We start from the raw sequence: 16,302 nt of genomic DNA, 5'->3' as shown, positions 1-16,302 counted from the left end.
CGCTTACCATTCTGCCGTTGGTAGACCCGCGATGCGCCTGAAGCTGCTGACCAATCTCAACACCCTCCTTTTAGTCGCCGTGTGCGTAGCCCTTGGCGCGACGCTCTGGTGGTCGCAAAAAGCCCTCGAACGCCCCTATCTGCTGATGGAGCGCTACCTCGGTTTGTCCCAGCAATTTCAAAATGAAGTGGCGCGCAACGTCGAGGACTACCTCGCCAGCGGCGATGCCCTGCGCCTGAGCAGCGCCAGCCAGGCCATCGACAGCCTGCAAAAGGAACTCGGTGAGTTGCCCCCAGCCCTGGCCGACACCTTGCGCCCGAGCCTGTCGAACCTGAGTGAATTCAGCAAGACCGACCTGCTGGCCGCCGGCAAACTTGCCGGTGATCCTCAAGCGTTGTTGCTGCAAGCCGAACGTGAACTCGGCGCCAGCCTCGACCAACTCAGCCAATACGCCAGCGGCAACCCGGCGTACCTTGCGCCCTTGCTCGCCGCGTCCCAGCACCTGGGCAAACTGTCGTTGGCGCGGGACAAACTGGTCAGCAGCGGCCGCAGTGAACTGGCCGCCGATGTCGAGCGCGAAGTCGCCAGCATCCGCGCGCAGGCTGAGCTGATCGGCGCCTTGCCACTGCTCGGCGTGGCCGCCAGCAGCGAATCCGGCACCGATGATTTCGCGGCGATGATGGGGTTGGAGAACACCGAAAAAACCGTCGCCGAAGATGCCGGCGTCGGCCTCAAACGGGAACTCAACAGCCTGCTGACGCGTTACCCCGCTGAACTGGCGCGCACTCGCGAGCAGATCCAGAAACGCACCGACCTCAGCACCGCGACACACCTGAAAATCGCCGACGTGCAGCAGGCCATTGCCGGCCTGGAGCCGGTGGTCCGCGCCCAACACGGGCAGATTCAGGGCGAAGTGCGCTTGATGCAAGGCGTGATGATCGGCCTGATTCTGCTGATCGCCTTGTTGATCGACACCTTGCAACGAAAACTGGCCCGGACACTGACCAACCTCGCCCCAGCCCTTTCGACCTGGGCCGAAGGCGACTTCAGCCAGGATATTCAATTGGGCAAAACCAATCGCGAACTGCACGACATTGAAGCCTCGCTCAACCGCTTGCGTGCGTATCTGGTGGACCTGGTCGGGACTATTCGTCTCAATGCCGAACAGGTCGCCGGCAGTAGCCGCACCCTGGCCGAATTAAGCAACGACTTGCACAGCGGCGCCGAACACCAGGCGGGCGACACCGCGCTGATCCGCGATTCTCTGGGTGAACTGGAAGCAACGATTCAACAAGTCGCCGGCGATGCCAGCCAGGCTGCCGACGCCAGTCGTCACGCCGGACTGGCGGTCGAGCACGGGCAGAAAGTCATCGGCCTGAGCCTCACCGGCCTGCATGCGTTGGTGGGTGAAGTGCAAGGCAATGCGCAGATGATCGAGCACCTGGCTGAAGAATCGGCAACCATCGGCGGCGTGCTGACGGTGATCCGCTCGATTGCCGACCAGACCAACCTGCTGGCCCTGAACGCCGCCATCGAAGCCGCCCGCGCCGGGGAGATGGGTCGCGGGTTTGCGGTGGTGGCGGAGGAGGTTCGCTCACTGGCGCAACGCACCGCCGGGGCCACGGCAGAGATCCAGACCTTGATCGCCGGCCTGCAAACCGCCGCGCGGCAATCGGTGGAAGGCATGCGCGCGCAGGTCGAACACGCCGAAGCCACGGCCAATCAGGCGCAAGCGGCCGACGGTGCACTGGATAAAATCGTCGGGGCGATCCAGACCATTTCCGACACTGCCGTGCGCATTGCCGATGTCACTGCGCAGCAGAGCGGTGCCGTCAGTGAGATCCGCGATCACAGCGAGCGGATTCACCAATTGGGTGGGGATAACTTGTTGCGTATTGGTGAGGGGCGCGTGCAAGGGGAGAACTTGTTGGTGTTAGGTGGGCGACTGCATACAGCCGTTCAGGCTTTCCGGGTCTGACACACCGCCATGCCTCGCTCCTACAGGGGCGGGGCAATCCGCGCGACTGTCCGCTATCATGCCCCCAATTCCGATACGCGAGATTGTCATGCGCCGTTTGCTCTGCCTGCTGCTTTTAGTGCTCGCCCTGCCGGTAAACGCCGCCGGGTTGCTGGAGAGTCGACCCAGTTCCACCTTGGGCTCGATCAACAACAGCGCCGATTTCCTGCCGGTGCGCGAGGCATTTCAGCTGAGCCTGGTCGACAGCACGCCGCAATCGATCAAGCTGCGTTTTGTCGCGACCGAGGGCTACTACCTCTATCGACACCGTTTTCAGTTTCGCGCCGAACCGGCCGAGGTTGGCCTTGGCGCGGCGCAATTGCCCAAGGGCGAACAAAAGCACGATGAGTACTTTGGCGACGTCGAGGTCTATCACGGCGTGCTCGACGTCGAAGTGCCGCGCACCGATCCCCGCGCCTTCACGCTGGCCGTGACCTATCAGGGCTGCGCCGACAAAGGCCTGTGTTATCCGCCCGAAACCGAACGACTGAACATTGATGGCATTGGCGCAACGACGCCCGCCACGGCCCAGAGCTGGAGCTGGCGCGAGCTCGCCTTGTTCTTTCTTGCGGGTCTGGGCCTGACCTTCACACCGTGCGTACTGCCGATGCTGCCGATCCTCTCCGGCGTGGTATTGCGCGGTCAGGTCGGCGGCTTGCGCGGCTTCAATCTGTCGCTCGCTTACGTGCTACCCATGGCCGCCTGCTTCGCCCTGCTGGGGGCGTTGATGGGCATGTTCGGCGCCCAGCTCAACCTTCAGGCGCGCCTGCAATCGGCGTGGGTGCTGGTGCCGTTCGCGATGTTTTTTGCGGTGTTTGCCCTCGCGATGTTCGGCGTGTTCGAACTCAAGTTGCCACACGCCATCAGCAGTCGCCTGGACCGGATCGCCGGTCGCACCGAAGGCGGTTCGCTATGGGGCGCCGCGGTCCTGGGCGTGGTGTCCAGCCTGCTGGTTTCGCCCTGCGTGTCGGCGCCGCTGGCCGGTGCGCTGCTTTACATCAGCGCCAGCGGCGATGCGCTGGGGGGTGGATTGAAACTGTTCATGCTCGGCCTCGGCATGGGCGCGCCGTTGTTACTCGTGGCCACCGGCGGCGCAGCCTGGCTGCCGAAAAGCGGGCCGTGGCTGGTCTATGTGAAAAATGCGATTGGCGTGTTGTTGCTGGGATTGGCAATCGGGCTGGTCAGTCGCGTATTGCCGGGGCAAATCACCTTGCTGCTGATCGGTTTGCTGGCCGGCGGTGTCGGCTTGTTCATGGGCGCGCTGGAGTTCGTCTACAAACCGCCGCGAAAACGCCTCGGCCAACTGCTCGGGATGTTTCTGCTGTTTTACGCACTGGCCTGTTGGTTCGGGGCGTTCAGCGGGCAGACCGACCCGTTCAACCCGATTGGCCAACCGCGCATCATTGCCGGCACCGAACAGCCGCAAAACACCAGCGCCTGGCAAACCATCAGCACCCCGGCCGACCTTGATCGCACCCTCGCCGAGGCCAAATCCGCCGGCACTCCGCTGCTGCTCGACTGGTACGCCGACTGGTGCATCAGCTGCAAAGTCATCGAACGCGAAGTGCTCAACAACGCCACCGTCGTCGAACGCCTGAAAGGCTATCGCCTCGTGCGTTTCGACATCACCGCCAGCAATGTCGAACAACGCGCCTTGCTCGATCGCTACAAACTGTTCGGCCCTCCGGCCCTGATGTTTTTCGGCAAGGACGGTGTCGAACACGCCGATGTGCGAGTGATCGGCGAGATCAACGCAGCAGACTTCGCCGAACGTGTTGCGAAAGCAAATGACCGGATTTAACAACCCGGTCACATATTTCGCGCAAACATCGGCCATCGTGCTGGCTTTTGCATAGAACTGGACAGTCACAAAGGCTTTGCGGCATAGTCGCCGAGTTCTGATAACTGCACACAGATAACAAGGAACAGCAGATGGCGACGCTATTGGTTCTGCACGGACCCAACCTGAACTTGCTCGGCACCCGCGAACCGGGCACCTATGGCGCTACGACACTGGCGCAGATCAACCAGGACCTGGAACGCCGTGCCCGTGAATCCGGCCACCATTTGCTGTACCTGCAAAGCAACGCCGAGTACGAATTGATTGACCGCATCCACGCTGCGAAAGGCGAAGGTGTGGACTTCATTCTGATCAACCCAGCAGCTTTTACGCACACAAGTGTCGCATTACGTGACGCGCTGCTGGCGGTGAGCATCCCATTCATCGAAGTGCATTTGTCTAACGTGCACAAACGCGAACCTTTCCGCCATCACTCTTACTTCTCCGACGTAGCGGTGGGAGTGATCTGCGGCCTTGGCGCCAGCGGTTATCGACTGGCCCTGGAGGCCGCCCTGGAACAGCTTGAACAACAAGCTATACGCCCCTGACCGACCCTTGGGAGTTGATGATTCATGGATATCCGTAAAGTTAAGAAACTGATCGAACTGCTGGAAGAGTCCGGCATCGACGAGCTCGAGATCAAGGAAGGCGAAGAGTCCGTACGCATCAGCCGTCATAGCAAGACCCCGGCTCAGCAGTTCTACGCACCGGCTCCGATGCAACAGGCGCCTGCGCCAGTGGCTGCTGCTCCGGTTGCCGCAGCAGCACCTGCTGCTCCGGCCGCGCCAGCGCTGAACGGCACCGTTGCCCGTTCGCCGATGGTCGGTACGTTCTATCGCAAATCTTCGCCAAGCTCGCCGTCCTTCGTTGAAGTCGGCCAGACCGTGAAGAAAGGCGACACTCTGTGCATCGTCGAAGCCATGAAGATGATGAACCACATCGAAGCTGAAACCAGCGGTGTGATCGAATCCATCCTCGTCGAAGACGGCCAGCCGGTTGAGTACGACCAACCGCTGTTCACCATCGTTTGAACCGCGGAGAAACTTTGATGACTGCGAAGTTGGAAAAAGTTCTGATCGCCAACCGCGGTGAGATTGCCCTGCGGATCCTGCGTGCCTGCAAAGAGATGGGCATCAAGACTGTCGCCGTTTACTCCAAGGCCGACAAAGAGCTGATGCACCTGGGCCTGGCAGACGAATCCGTCTGCATCGGTCCGGCCTCGGCCGCACACTCTTACCTGCACATACCGGCCATCATCGCCGCGGCCGAAGTGACCGGCGCCACCGCCATTCACCCAGGCTACGGTTTCCTTGCGGAAAACGCTGATTTCGCTGAACAGGTCGAGAACTCCGGCTTCGCGTTCATTGGCCCGAAAGCCGACACCATTCGCCTGATGGGCGACAAGGTATCGGCCAAGCACGCCATGATCGCTGCAGGCGTTCCAACCGTTCCGGGGTCCGACGGCCCACTGCCTGAAGACGAAGAAACCGCTCTGCGCATCGGTCGCGAAGTCGGTTACCCGGTGATCATCAAAGCCGCTGGCGGCGGTGGTGGTCGCGGCATGCGCGTTGTGCATAAAGAAGAAGACCTGATCTCCTTCGCCAAACTGACCCGCACCGAAGCAGGCGCGGCGTTCGGCAACCCGATGGTCTATCTGGAAAAATTCCTGACCAACCCACGTCACGTGGAAGTTCAGGTGCTTTCCGACGGCCAGGGTCACGCCATCCATCTGGGCGACCGCGATTGCTCGCTGCAACGTCGCCACCAGAAGGTTCTCGAAGAAGCGCCGGCACCGGGCATCGACGAGAAGGCTCGCGCGGAAGTCCTCGCCCGCTGCGTCAAGGCGTGCATCGACATCAACTACCGTGGCGCAGGCACTTTCGAGTTCCTGTACGAGAACGGCGCGTTCTATTTCATCGAAATGAACACCCGCGTTCAAGTTGAGCACCCGGTTTCGGAAATGGTCACCGGCATCGACATCGTCAAGGAGATGCTCAGCATCGCCGCTGGCAACAAGCTGTCGTACACCCAGGAAGACGTGGTTATCCGCGGTCATGCCCTGGAATGCCGGATCAACGCCGAAGACCCGAAAACCTTCATGCCAAGCCCAGGCACGGTCAAGCATTTCCACGCACCAGGCGGCAACGGCGTTCGCGTCGATTCGCACCTGTACAGTGGCTATGCCGTTCCGCCGAACTACGATTCGTTGATCGGCAAGCTGATCACCTACGGCGCAACCCGTGATGAAGCGCTGGCGCGCATGCGCAATGCGCTGGACGAAATCGTTGTCGACGGGATCAAGACCAACATCCCGCTGCACCGCGACCTGGTCCGCGATGAAGGCTTCTGCAAAGGTGGGATCAATATCCACTACCTGGAACACAAGCTGGCTGGCGAAAAGCACTAAGCTTTAGCCCGATCAACAAAGCCGCCCTCGGGCGGCTTTGTTGTTTCTGGAGATTGCTACACACAGAAACCCTGTGGCGAGGGAGCTTGCTCCCGCTCGGTTGCGCAGCAACCGCAAGACCATTCAACTTCGTTGTATCTGACAGATCCGACTTTGCCATTTTGGGAGCGCTTCGCACTCCAGCGGGAGCAAGCTCCCTCGCCACAGGTCATTCGTTCACTTCCGAACTCCGTCTACCCGGTCGTCTTCTGCCGCGCGCTCGCGTAAACTTGCGCGCTTCTCGCAGCCCGCTAGGCTGCAATCAATATTTTTCAAAGGTGCCCGCCATGCCTTGGCTGCAAGTCCGTCTCGCCATCAGCCCAGAACAAGCCGAAACCTACGAAGACGCTTTCCTTGAAGTGGGTGCCGTATCGGTGACGTTCATGGACGCCGAAGATCAGCCGATCTTCGAACCAGAACTCAACACCACGCCGCTGTGGTCGCACACTCACCTGTTGGCCCTGTTCGAAGGCGGCACCGAAGCGGCCAGCGTGCTGGCCCACCTTGAGCTGCTGACCGGCAGTCCGCTGCCCGAACATCACAGCGAAGTGATCGAAGACCAGGACTGGGAACGCAGCTGGATGGACGATTTCCAGCCAATGCGCTTCGGCCAACGCCTGTGGATCGTCCCAAGCTGGCACGCAGCCCCTGAACCCGACGCCGTGAACATTCTGCTGGACCCGGGCCTGGCGTTCGGCACCGGTACGCACCCGACCACCGCACTGTGCCTGGAATGGCTCGACGGTCAGGACCTCAAAGACTGCAACGTCCTCGACTTCGGTTGTGGCTCGGGAATTCTGGCGATTGCCGCCCTACTGCTGGGTGCCAAGGAAGCCGTCGGCACCGACATCGACGTGCAGGCGCTGGAAGCTTCCCGCGACAACGCCGGGCGCAACAAGATTGCCGACGCACTCTTCCCGCTGTACCTGCCGGAAGATCTGCCACAGGTTCAGGCCGACGTGCTGGTGGCCAACATTCTGGCCGGACCGCTGGTTTCCCTGGCGCCGCAATTGTCCAGCCTGGTCAAGCCCGGTGGTCGTCTGGCGTTGTCGGGCATCCTCGCCGAGCAAGGCGAAGAAGTCGCCAAAGCCTACGCTCAAGACTTCGATCTGGACCCGATCGCCAATCGCGATGGCTGGGTGCGCATCACTGGCCGTCGGCGCTAGAATGAGCGCCTGCATAAACCGGATCGCCGCATGACCGACAGCTTCGTCACCCAGTGCCCGCATTGCCAAACCAGCTTCCGCGTCAGCCATGCCCAATTGAGCGTGGCCCGTGGAGTGGTTCGTTGCGGCTCGTGCTTACAGGTGTTCAACGCCGCCAAGCAGCTGCTTGAGCAACGGGCCGACAAGGAAACTGTCAAACCGGTCGCCCCGGCCATTGCCGAACCGCCGGCACAGCGCGCCATCAGCCAAAAGCAATGGTCCGCCGCCGAAATGGATCTGGACAGCCTGGACCTGGACGAAGAACTCGCCCGGCTCGAACAGCGGGAAATCCAGCCCACCACGGAATTCGGCCGGCACCACGAAAACGGCCTCAGTGCTCGCCGCGACTCTGTCGAGCACGACGATGAACCTTGGTCCGACAGCCTCTTCAGCGAATCGGCGGCCGATCGCGCCCAGGCGGTCGAAGCCGACCAACGGGAAACGCAGACAGAACCGGGCAAGCACTCGCGCACGGAACCTTCGTTCTCGCTGGAACCGGTTGATCTGGACGACGAGCCCCAGGTGCCACAACTGCGCCTGAATGACCCGCTCGACGCGCCCCTGCACCATGATCGTCTATCGGCAACCGATGTACCTGACGATGACCTGCCCCCGATTGCCCCTTTGCGCAAGCGACACGAACGCAGCGAGTCGACCGAACGTGCCGACGCCTTGCAGGACCTGACCGACGACCCGCTGCAACTGGATTGGCAAAAACGTCGCTCCCCCTGGGGCCGACGGCTTTTCTGGCTGCTGCTGGTCCTGCTCGGTGCCGGCGCTCTCGCCGGCCAATACATCGCCTACCACTTCGACGAACTGGCGCGCCAGGATCAGTACCGTCCGTGGTTCCAGCAACTGTGCCCGCAAGTCGGCTGCACGGTGCCATCGAAAGTTGATATCGCGAAAATCAAAAGCAGCAACCTGGTGGTCCGCAGCCACCCTGATTTCAACGGTGCGCTGGTGGTCGATGCAATCATCTACAACCGTGCGCCCTTCTCCCAGCCCTTTCCACTGCTGGAACTGCGCTTCGCCGACCTTAACGGGCACCTGATCGCCAGCCGGCGCTTCAAGCCCGGCGAGTACCTCAACGGCGACCTCGAAGGCCTGGCAGAGATGCCGCCGCAAACGCCGATCCACATCGCACTGGATATCCTCGATCCAGGCTCCAAAGCGGTGAATTACAGCCTGAGCTTCCATTCGCCCGAGTGAAACGCTTCAGTGTTACGGCATTGACGGCATATTTCTGACTTTGACCGCTCATACCAAACCGCTGGCGATAACAGAATTACTGTTCAGATTTTGTTCAATTCAGCCTTTATCCAGTCATCGAGAGCGGGTATCATGCCAACCCTTTTTCGAACTCTCATGATCCGGCCCCACAACAGGGAAGTCCTATGTCGGCGGTACGCATCGGTCCATATACATTGCACAACGGCTTGATTCTCGCCCCCATGGCGGGCGTCACCGACCAGCCCTTTCGTCAGCTGTGCAAGCGACTGGGCGCAGGGCTTGTAGTCTCGGAAATGGTCACCAGCGACATGAGTTTGTGGAACACCCGAAAATCGCGGATGCGCATGATTCACGAAGGTGATCCCGAGCCACGCTCGGTCCAGATCGCCGGGGGAGATGCACAGATGCTGGCGGATGCGGCCCGGGCCAACGTCGAACTGGGCGCACAGATTATCGACATCAACATGGGCTGTCCGGCGAAGAAGGTCTGCAACAAGGCCGCCGGTTCCGCGCTGTTGAAGGATGAAGCGTTGGTGACCGAGATCCTGCAGGCCGTCGTGGCTGCGGTTGATGTGCCGGTCACCTTGAAGATCCGTACCGGCTGGGACCGGGACAACAAGAACGGCCTGACGGTGGCGAAGATCGCCGAGCAGGCAGGCATTACCGCGCTGGCGGTCCATGGCCGCACCCGTGCCGACCTGTACACCGGTGAAGCCGAGTACGACACCATTGCCGCGATCAAGCAGGCGGTGTCGATGCCGGTCTTTGCCAACGGCGATATCGATTCACCCGAGAAAGCCCGGTACGTGCTCGATGCGACCGGTGCCGATGGCCTGCTGGTAGGCCGGGCCGCCCAGGGGCGGCCATGGATTTTTCGTGAGATCGATCATTTCCTGCGTACCGGCGAAAAACTCCCGGCGCTGGAATTGATCGAGGTGGAACGCATTCTGCTAGAGCATCTGGCTGCGCTGCACGTCTTCTATGGAGACGTGATGGGCGTCCGTATCGCTCGAAAGCATGTGGGCTGGTATCTCGCAACCTTGCCGGGCGCCAGGGAGTTTCGCGCCCACTTCAATCGTTTGGAAGATACGGAAGCACAATGCGCCAACGTTCAGGGCTTCTTCGCCGAACGTTACAAGAGCCTGACAGGGGACGGAGAAGGGGTGGCCGCATGACGATGATGACCGAGACTTTAGTGAGTGGAACAACACCCGTGAGCGACAACGTGAATTTGAAACAGCACCTCAATACGCCGAGCGAAGAAGGTCAGACCCTTCGCGGGAGTGTCGAGAAGGCGCTGCACAATTATTTCGCCCACCTTGAGGGCGCTGCCGTCACGGATGTGTACAACCTGGTGCTCTCCGAAGTCGAGGCCCCCCTGCTCGAGTGCGTGATGAACTACGTCAAGGGCAACCAGACCAAGGCCAGCGAGCTGCTCGGGCTGAACCGAGGCACGCTGCGCAAGAAACTCAAGCAGTACGATTTGCTGTAAGCATTCAATCAAACCAGAAAGGCGCCCGCGTAAAAACGGTCGCCTTTTTTGCTGACTCCTTTGCTTTTGATGGAAATTGAAATGACCGACCAGACTACCCGCCTGCCGATCCGCCGCGCCTTGATCAGCGTTTCCGACAAGACCGGGATCCTCGAATTCGCCAAAGAGCTTGAAGCCCTGGGCGTCGAGATCCTCTCCACCGGCGGAACGTTCAAGCTGCTGCGCGACAACGGTGTTGCAGCAGTGGAAGTCGCGGACTACACCGGTTTCGCGGAAATGATGGACGGTCGAGTGAAAACCCTGCACCCGAAAATCCACGGCGGGATCCTCGGTCGTCGCGGTATCGATGACGCCATCATGAACGAGCACGGCATCAAGCCGATCGATCTGGTCGCGGTCAACCTGTACCCGTTCGAAGCCACCATCAACAAGCCTGGCTGTGACCTGCCGACCGCCATCGAAAACATCGACATCGGCGGCCCGACCATGGTCCGTTCGGCCGCAAAAAACCATAAAGACGTGGCCATCGTGGTCAACGCCAGCGACTACGCCAACGTGCTGGAAAGCCTGAAGGCCGGCGGCCTGACCTACGCTCAGCGTTTCGACCTGATGCTCAAGGCCTTCGAACACACCGCGGCCTATGACGGCATGATCGCCAACTACATGGGCACCGTGAACCAGGCTGCTGAAACTCTCAGCACCGAAGGTCGCAGCGAGTTCCCGCGCACCTTCAACAGCCAGTTCGTCAAGGCTCAGGAAATGCGCTACGGCGAGAACCCGCACCAGAGTGCGGCGTTCTACGTGGAAGCCAAGCCTGCCGAAGTCGGCATCGCCACCGCGACCCAACTGCAAGGCAAAGAGCTGTCGTACAACAACGTCGCCGACACCGACGCCGCGCTGGAATGCGTGAAGAGCTTCGTCAAGCCGGCTTGCGTGATCGTCAAGCACGCCAACCCGTGCGGCGTTGCGGTCAGCCCGGACGCAGAAGGCGGTATCCGCCAGGCCTACGAACTGGCCTACGCCACCGACACCGAGTCGGCGTTCGGCGGCATCATCGCGTTCAACCGCGAGCTGGATGCTGAAACCGCCAAGGCCATCGTTGAGCGTCAGTTCGTCGAAGTGATCATCGCCCCAAGCGTCAGCGAAGAAGCCCGCGCCATTGTGGCGGCGAAAGCCAACGTGCGCCTGCTGGCCTGCGGCGAGTGGTCGGCTGATCGCGCCGCTGCCTGGGACTACAAACGAGTCAACGGTGGCCTGCTGGTTCAGAGCCGCGACATCGGCATGATCGGCGCCGATGACCTGAAAGTCGTGACCAAGCGCGCCCCGACCGAGCAAGAGATCCACGACCTGATCTTCGCCTGGAAAGTCGCCAAGTACGTTAAATCCAACGCCATTGTCTACGCCAAGAACCGTCAGACCATCGGCGTCGGCGCTGGCCAGATGAGCCGCGTGAACTCCGCCCGTATCGCCGCGATCAAGGCAGAACATGCTGGCTTGCAGGTGGCAGGCTCGGTGATGGCCTCCGACGCGTTCTTCCCGTTCCGCGACGGCTTGGACAACGCGGCCAAGGTCGGCATCACCGCGGTTATCCAGCCGGGTGGCTCGATGCGTGATGCGGAAGTGATTGCCGCTGCTGATGAAGCCGGCATCGCCATGGTCTTCACCGGCATGCGCCACTTCCGTCACTGATACGACGATCAACTGTGGGAGCTGGCCTGCCAGCGATAGCATCCCCTCGGCTTAGCTGATAAACCGAGTTGTTTGCATCGCCGGCAGGCCAGCTCCCACAGAAAAGCATCTCTGCGGTGCTCCACAGAATTAGCGTCATCCGAGGTTTTTGAAATGAATGTTTTGATCATTGGCAGCGGTGGCCGTGAACACGCACTGGCCTGGAAAGTGGCTCAGGATCCGCGTGTACAGAAAGTGTTCGTTGCCCCGGGCAACGCCGGCACCGCCATTGAAGCCAAGTGCGAGAACGTCGCTATCGACGTGCTGGCCCTTGAGCAGCTGGCCGATTTTGCCGAGAAGAACGTCTCCCTGACCATCGTTGGCCCGGAAGTGCCACTGGTCGCTGGCGTCGTCGATCTGTTCCGCTCCCGTGGCCTGGATTGCTTCGGCCCGACGGCCGGTGCGGCCCAGCTGGAAGGTTCGAAAGCCTTTACCAAGGATTTCCTGGCGCGCCACAAGATCCCGACCGCCGATTACCAGAACTTCACCGAGATCGAGCCGGCCCTGGCTTATCTGCGTGAAAAAGGTGCGCCGATCGTGATCAAGGCCGACGGCCTGGCCGCCGGTAAAGGCGTGATCGTTGCCATGACCCTGGCCGAAGCCGAAGACGCCGTGCGCGACATGCTCGCGGGCAATGCGTTCGGCGACGCCGGTTCGCGCGTCGTGATCGAAGAATTCCTGGATGGCGAAGAAGCCAGCTTCATCGTCATGGTCGACGGCAAGAACGTGCTGCCGATGGCCACCAGCCAGGACCACAAACGCGTCGGCGATGGCGACACCGGCCCGAACACCGGCGGCATGGGTGCCTACTCCCCTGCCCCGGTCGTGACCGCTGAAGTACACAAGCGCGTCATGGACTTGGTGATCTGGCCGACCGTGCGCGGCATGGCCGATGAAGGCAACGTCTACACCGGCTTCCTGTATGCCGGCCTGATGATCGACAAGGCTGGTAACCCAAAAGTTATCGAGTTCAACTGCCGTTTCGGTGATCCTGAGACCCAACCGGTGATGCTGCGTTTGCAGTCGAGCCTGGTGTTGCTGGTCGAAGCGGCCCTGGCGCAAGCCCTGGACAAGGTCGAAGCGCAATGGGATCCACGTCCGAGCGTCGGTATCGTGCTGGCGGCTGGCGGCTATCCTGGCGACTACGCTAAAGGCGTCGCCATCAACGGTCTGGATGCAGCCGCCGCACTGGAAGGCAAAGTCTTCCACGCCGGCACTGCGCTCAAGGACGGTCAAGTGGTGACCGCCGGTGGTCGCGTGCTTTGCGCTACCGCCATGGGCGCCAGCGTTGATGCTGCCCAGCAACAAGCTTACAAACTTTCGGCAAAGATTGATTGGGAAGGCTGTTTCTATCGCAAGGACATTGGCTACCGTGCCATTGCCCGCGAACGTGGCGAAAATCAGGAATAAGCGATCCGTTCGGCAGGGCTTGTGCTTCAGGCCCTTGCCGGACTGTTCCGGCGCCGCGCATAGTTATAATCTGGCATCAACCTACGAAGGGATTTCGCCGTGCGCTGGCTCAGGATTGCCATAGGTTTCACTGTCACGCTGCTGACCTTGCTCTGCATGCTTCCGGCCCAGGCCGCGCAAGGCAGTGGCTGGGCGGTATTGCTTGACGAACAGGGCGACCTGCAGCTGAGCGACATCCGTTCCGCGCGCTACACCAATCAATTCAGCCCCATCGAACTCGACCGCCTCACCGCGGCCGAGCCCGAAGGCGCGTTGTGGCTGCGCTTCCGGCTCGCACCCGGCAAGCACGAGCAATTGCTGCGAGTATTTGCCCCCGACCTGTCGCACCTCAATCTGTACGTGCTCGACGGCGACACGCTGATCGATCAATTGAACACCGGCACCGAGCAGCCCCAGGCTGACCGTCCCCTGCCCAGCAGCGAATTCATGTTGCCGCTGCCACAAAGCGACAAACCCCTCGACGTCTACCTGCGGCTGGTGTCCGAACACCAGTTGCGGCCGTATATCACCCTGCAATCGGCGATCATGACCGCGGCCAATCAGAACCAGATGCTGATTTACGGCCTTCTGTTTGGTTGCCTCGGGATGCTGATCCTGCACAGCCTCGTCCGCTACGCCTATACCCGCTCGCGCAGCAGTCTTTGGCTGGCCGGATGCGAAGCACTGTTGATGCTTAGCCTGTTGCTGTTGCTGAATCTGGCGGGGCCCTGGTTGCCAAACTGGCACGCGGTGCAGACACCCGGCGCCTACCTCGCCCTGCTGCTGACGGCGCCGTGCGGCTTGATGTTCGCCTATCGCTTCTTCGCGCCACTCGGCCCGCACCCGATGAACAAGCTGCTGCTGGGGGACATTCTGTTCATTGTGATGTGCGGCTTGCTGCTGCTGTTCGTCAATACGCTGCCGCTGAACATCATGACCTACGCCCTGGTCGCCCTGGCAGGTCTGAGCATGTTGTTCGTCAGTGCCTATCACTGGCAAAAAGGTTATCGCCCGGCGCGCCTGTTCGTCGCGGCGATGATCGTGTTCAACATTGGCACGCTGATCATGTTGCCGGCCCTGCTGGGGCTGACGCTGGTCGCGCCGCAGGGCTTGATCATGACGCTGCTGGGGTTGATCTGCATCAGCGGCGTGTTGATGAGCATTGCGCTGAGCGAACGCCAGCGCAGCATCACCGAAGATCGTTTCAGCGTCAGTCGCGACCTGGCGGCCAGCAACGCCGAGATCAACGCCAAGGCCGAGTTCCTGGCGAAGATCAGCCACGAAATCCGTACCCCGATGAACGGCGTGCTGGGCATGACCGAACTGCTGCTGGGCACACCGCTGTCGGTCAAGCAGCGAGACTATGTGCAGACGATCCACAGCGCCGGCAACGAACTGCTGACCCTGATCAACGAGATTCTCGACATCTCCAAGCTCGAGTCCGGGCAGATCGAACTGGACGACGTGCAATTCGATCTCAATGCCTTGATCGAAGACTGCCTGAGCATCTTCCGCGCCAAGGCCGAACAGCAGAACGTCGAGCTGATCAGTTTCATCCAGCCGCAAGTGCCGCGCGTCATCAGCGGTGACCCGACGCGACTGCGCCAGACCTTGCTGAGCCTGCTGGAAAACGCCCTGAAGAAAACCGACGAGGGCGAAATCCTGATCGTCGTCGCCCTCGACGAACGCAGCGCCCAACCGCGCCTGCGCATCGCCGTGCAGGACAGCGGCGTGCCGATGGAGGCCGAAGAACGCGAGGCACTGATGCACGCCGAGCTGCACAGCAAGCACTTCCTCTCGGCAACCAGCCTGGGCGGCAACCTGGGGCTGGTGATTGCCCGTCAGTTGATCCGCCTTATGCAGGGCGAATTCGGCATCAAGAGTGGCGCCAACCAAGGCAGCACGTTGTGGCTGACCCTGCCGCTGGACCCTGATCGTCTCGAGCACCCGACCTCCGACCTCGACGGGCCGCTGCAAGGTGCGCGTGTGCTGGTGGTGGACGATAACGACACCTGCCGCAAAGTATTGGTGCAGCAGTGCAGCGCCTGGGGCCTGAATGTCAGCGCCGTGCCTTCCGGCAAAGAGGCACTGGCGCTGCTGCGCACCAAGGCTCACCTGCGCGATTATTTCGACGTGGTCCTGCTCGACCAGAACATGCCCGGCATGACCGGCATGCAACTGGCGGCCAAGATCAAGGAAGACCCGAGCCTGAACCACGACATTCTGCTGATCATGCTCACCGGTATCAGCAACGCGCCGAGCAAGATCATCGCGCGCAATTGCGGGATCAAACGCATCCTCGCCAAACCGGTGGCCGGCTACACCCTCAAGACCACTCTGGCGGACGAGCTGAATCAGCGCAACAAGGGCCCGGCTGTCTCGCCGCACCTGCCCTCCGGTCCGACGCTTCCGGTCAAGGTCCCGAGTGATTTCCGCATTCTGGTGGCCGAAGACAACAACATCTCGACCAAGGTGATCCGCGGCATGCTCGGCAAGCTCAACCTGCAACCGGACACCGCCAGCAATGGCGAAGAAGCCTTGCAGGCAATGAAAGCCCAACGTTATGACCTGGTCCTGATGGATTGTGAAATGCCGATACTCGATGGCTTCTCTGCTACCCAGCAGTTACGCGCCTGGGAAGTCGGCAACCAACGGATTCGCACCCCGGTGGTGGCGTTGACCGCGCATATCCTTGCCGAGCACAAAGAGCGCGCGCGCCAGGCCGGCATGGACGGGCACATGGCCAAACCAGTCGAGCTGTCGCAGTTGCGCGACTTGATCGAGCATTGGGTGGCCCAGCGCGATCAGCACAACCGGGCAGCGGCACCGGCCTCTTGAGCCGACAGACCTTGTAACGCCTGATAGACTCCTCCTCGACCTTCCCAGACTGTGAGC

At 61.1% G+C, this 16,302-nt stretch carries 12 protein-coding genes; all 12 read left to right on the top strand.

Annotated elements, in window-relative coordinates:
* Positions 1-31: 31 nt before the first annotated feature.
* The 12 genes from ACA075_RS03110 (at position 32) to ACA075_RS03055 (ending at position 16,245) form a co-directional block, all read left to right on the top strand.
* Positions 32-1,978: a methyl-accepting chemotaxis protein gene (locus ACA075_RS03110; protein WP_497297243.1), complete on the top strand. Its 1,947-nt coding sequence runs from the start codon at positions 32-34 to the stop codon at positions 1,976-1,978.
* Positions 1,979-2,066: 88 nt separating this feature from the next.
* Positions 2,067-3,818 carry a protein-disulfide reductase DsbD gene (locus ACA075_RS03105; RefSeq protein WP_497297241.1) on the top strand — a complete coding sequence of 584 codons (1,752 nt, stop codon included), beginning with the start codon at positions 2,067-2,069 and terminating at the stop codon, positions 3,816-3,818.
* Between the two features lie 131 nt (positions 3,819-3,949).
* Positions 3,950-4,405: a type II 3-dehydroquinate dehydratase gene (gene aroQ, locus ACA075_RS03100; protein ID WP_219093789.1), complete on the top strand. Its 456-nt coding sequence runs from the start codon at positions 3,950-3,952 to the stop codon at positions 4,403-4,405.
* A gap of 24 nt (positions 4,406-4,429) precedes the next feature.
* The gene (gene accB, locus ACA075_RS03095; RefSeq protein WP_219093787.1) at positions 4,430-4,888 is read left to right on the top strand and encodes an acetyl-CoA carboxylase biotin carboxyl carrier protein; all 459 of its coding nucleotides are present in this window, start codon (positions 4,430-4,432) and stop codon (positions 4,886-4,888) included.
* 17 nt (positions 4,889-4,905) lie between these two features.
* Positions 4,906-6,264, top strand: coding sequence for an acetyl-CoA carboxylase biotin carboxylase subunit (gene accC, locus ACA075_RS03090; RefSeq protein ID WP_008153754.1), 1,359 nt, complete (start codon positions 4,906-4,908; stop codon positions 6,262-6,264).
* Between the two features lie 326 nt (positions 6,265-6,590).
* A complete protein-coding gene (gene prmA, locus ACA075_RS03085) occupies positions 6,591-7,469 on the top strand; it encodes a 50S ribosomal protein L11 methyltransferase (protein ID WP_497297239.1) in 879 nt (292 codons plus the stop codon).
* A 30-nt stretch (positions 7,470-7,499) separates the two neighbouring features.
* Positions 7,500-8,717 (top strand): DUF3426 domain-containing protein, encoded by a 1,218-nt coding sequence (locus ACA075_RS03080; protein WP_497297238.1) that lies wholly within the window; start codon positions 7,500-7,502, stop codon positions 8,715-8,717.
* Positions 8,718-8,902: 185 nt separating this feature from the next.
* Complete coding sequence (dusB, locus tag ACA075_RS03075; protein ID WP_010463890.1) at positions 8,903-9,913, top strand: tRNA dihydrouridine synthase DusB; 1,011 nt, start codon at positions 8,903-8,905, stop codon at positions 9,911-9,913.
* Positions 9,910-10,230, top strand: a complete 321-nt coding sequence (gene fis, locus ACA075_RS03070) for a DNA-binding transcriptional regulator Fis (RefSeq protein WP_007907419.1) — start codon at positions 9,910-9,912, stop codon at positions 10,228-10,230. Before dusB ends, fis begins: the two co-directional genes overlap by 4 nt.
* Before the next feature lie 81 nt (positions 10,231-10,311).
* Complete coding sequence (gene purH / locus ACA075_RS03065; protein ID WP_497297237.1) at positions 10,312-11,919, top strand: bifunctional phosphoribosylaminoimidazolecarboxamide formyltransferase/IMP cyclohydrolase; 1,608 nt, start codon at positions 10,312-10,314, stop codon at positions 11,917-11,919.
* A gap of 153 nt (positions 11,920-12,072) precedes the next feature.
* Positions 12,073-13,368, top strand: a complete 1,296-nt coding sequence (gene purD, locus ACA075_RS03060) for a phosphoribosylamine--glycine ligase (protein WP_497297236.1) — start codon at positions 12,073-12,075, stop codon at positions 13,366-13,368.
* 99 nt (positions 13,369-13,467) lie between these two features.
* Positions 13,468-16,245 carry a hybrid sensor histidine kinase/response regulator gene (locus tag ACA075_RS03055; protein ID WP_497297235.1) on the top strand — a complete coding sequence of 926 codons (2,778 nt, stop codon included), beginning with the start codon at positions 13,468-13,470 and terminating at the stop codon, positions 16,243-16,245.
* Positions 16,246-16,302 lie beyond the last annotated feature (57 nt).

This window comes from Pseudomonas sp. LBUM1663, from assembly GCF_059695905.1.
The sequence above is the reverse complement of the archived record's forward strand: the minus strand, read 5'-3'. Positions and strand labels throughout refer to the sequence as shown.

What these genes read in the sequence shown, in the direction of transcription:
- accC (WP_008153754.1), top strand. Translation starts at nt 4,906, where the DNA reads ATGACTGCGAAGTTGGAAAAAGTTCTGATCGCCAACCGCGGTGAGATT.
- aroQ (WP_219093789.1), top strand. Translation starts at nt 3,950, where the DNA reads ATGGCGACGCTATTGGTTCTGCACGGACCCAACCTGAACTTGCTCGGC.
- purD (WP_497297236.1), top strand. Translation starts at nt 12,073, where the DNA reads ATGAATGTTTTGATCATTGGCAGCGGTGGCCGTGAACACGCACTGGCC.
- fis (WP_007907419.1), top strand. Translation starts at nt 9,910, where the DNA reads ATGACGATGATGACCGAGACTTTAGTGAGTGGAACAACACCCGTGAGC.
- accB (WP_219093787.1), top strand. Translation starts at nt 4,430, where the DNA reads ATGGATATCCGTAAAGTTAAGAAACTGATCGAACTGCTGGAAGAGTCC.
- ACA075_RS03105 (WP_497297241.1), top strand. Translation starts at nt 2,067, where the DNA reads ATGCGCCGTTTGCTCTGCCTGCTGCTTTTAGTGCTCGCCCTGCCGGTA.
- prmA (WP_497297239.1), top strand. Translation starts at nt 6,591, where the DNA reads ATGCCTTGGCTGCAAGTCCGTCTCGCCATCAGCCCAGAACAAGCCGAA.
- purH (WP_497297237.1), top strand. Translation starts at nt 10,312, where the DNA reads ATGACCGACCAGACTACCCGCCTGCCGATCCGCCGCGCCTTGATCAGC.
- ACA075_RS03080 (WP_497297238.1), top strand. Translation starts at nt 7,500, where the DNA reads ATGACCGACAGCTTCGTCACCCAGTGCCCGCATTGCCAAACCAGCTTC.
- dusB (WP_010463890.1), top strand. Translation starts at nt 8,903, where the DNA reads ATGTCGGCGGTACGCATCGGTCCATATACATTGCACAACGGCTTGATT.
- ACA075_RS03110 (WP_497297243.1), top strand. Translation starts at nt 32, where the DNA reads ATGCGCCTGAAGCTGCTGACCAATCTCAACACCCTCCTTTTAGTCGCC.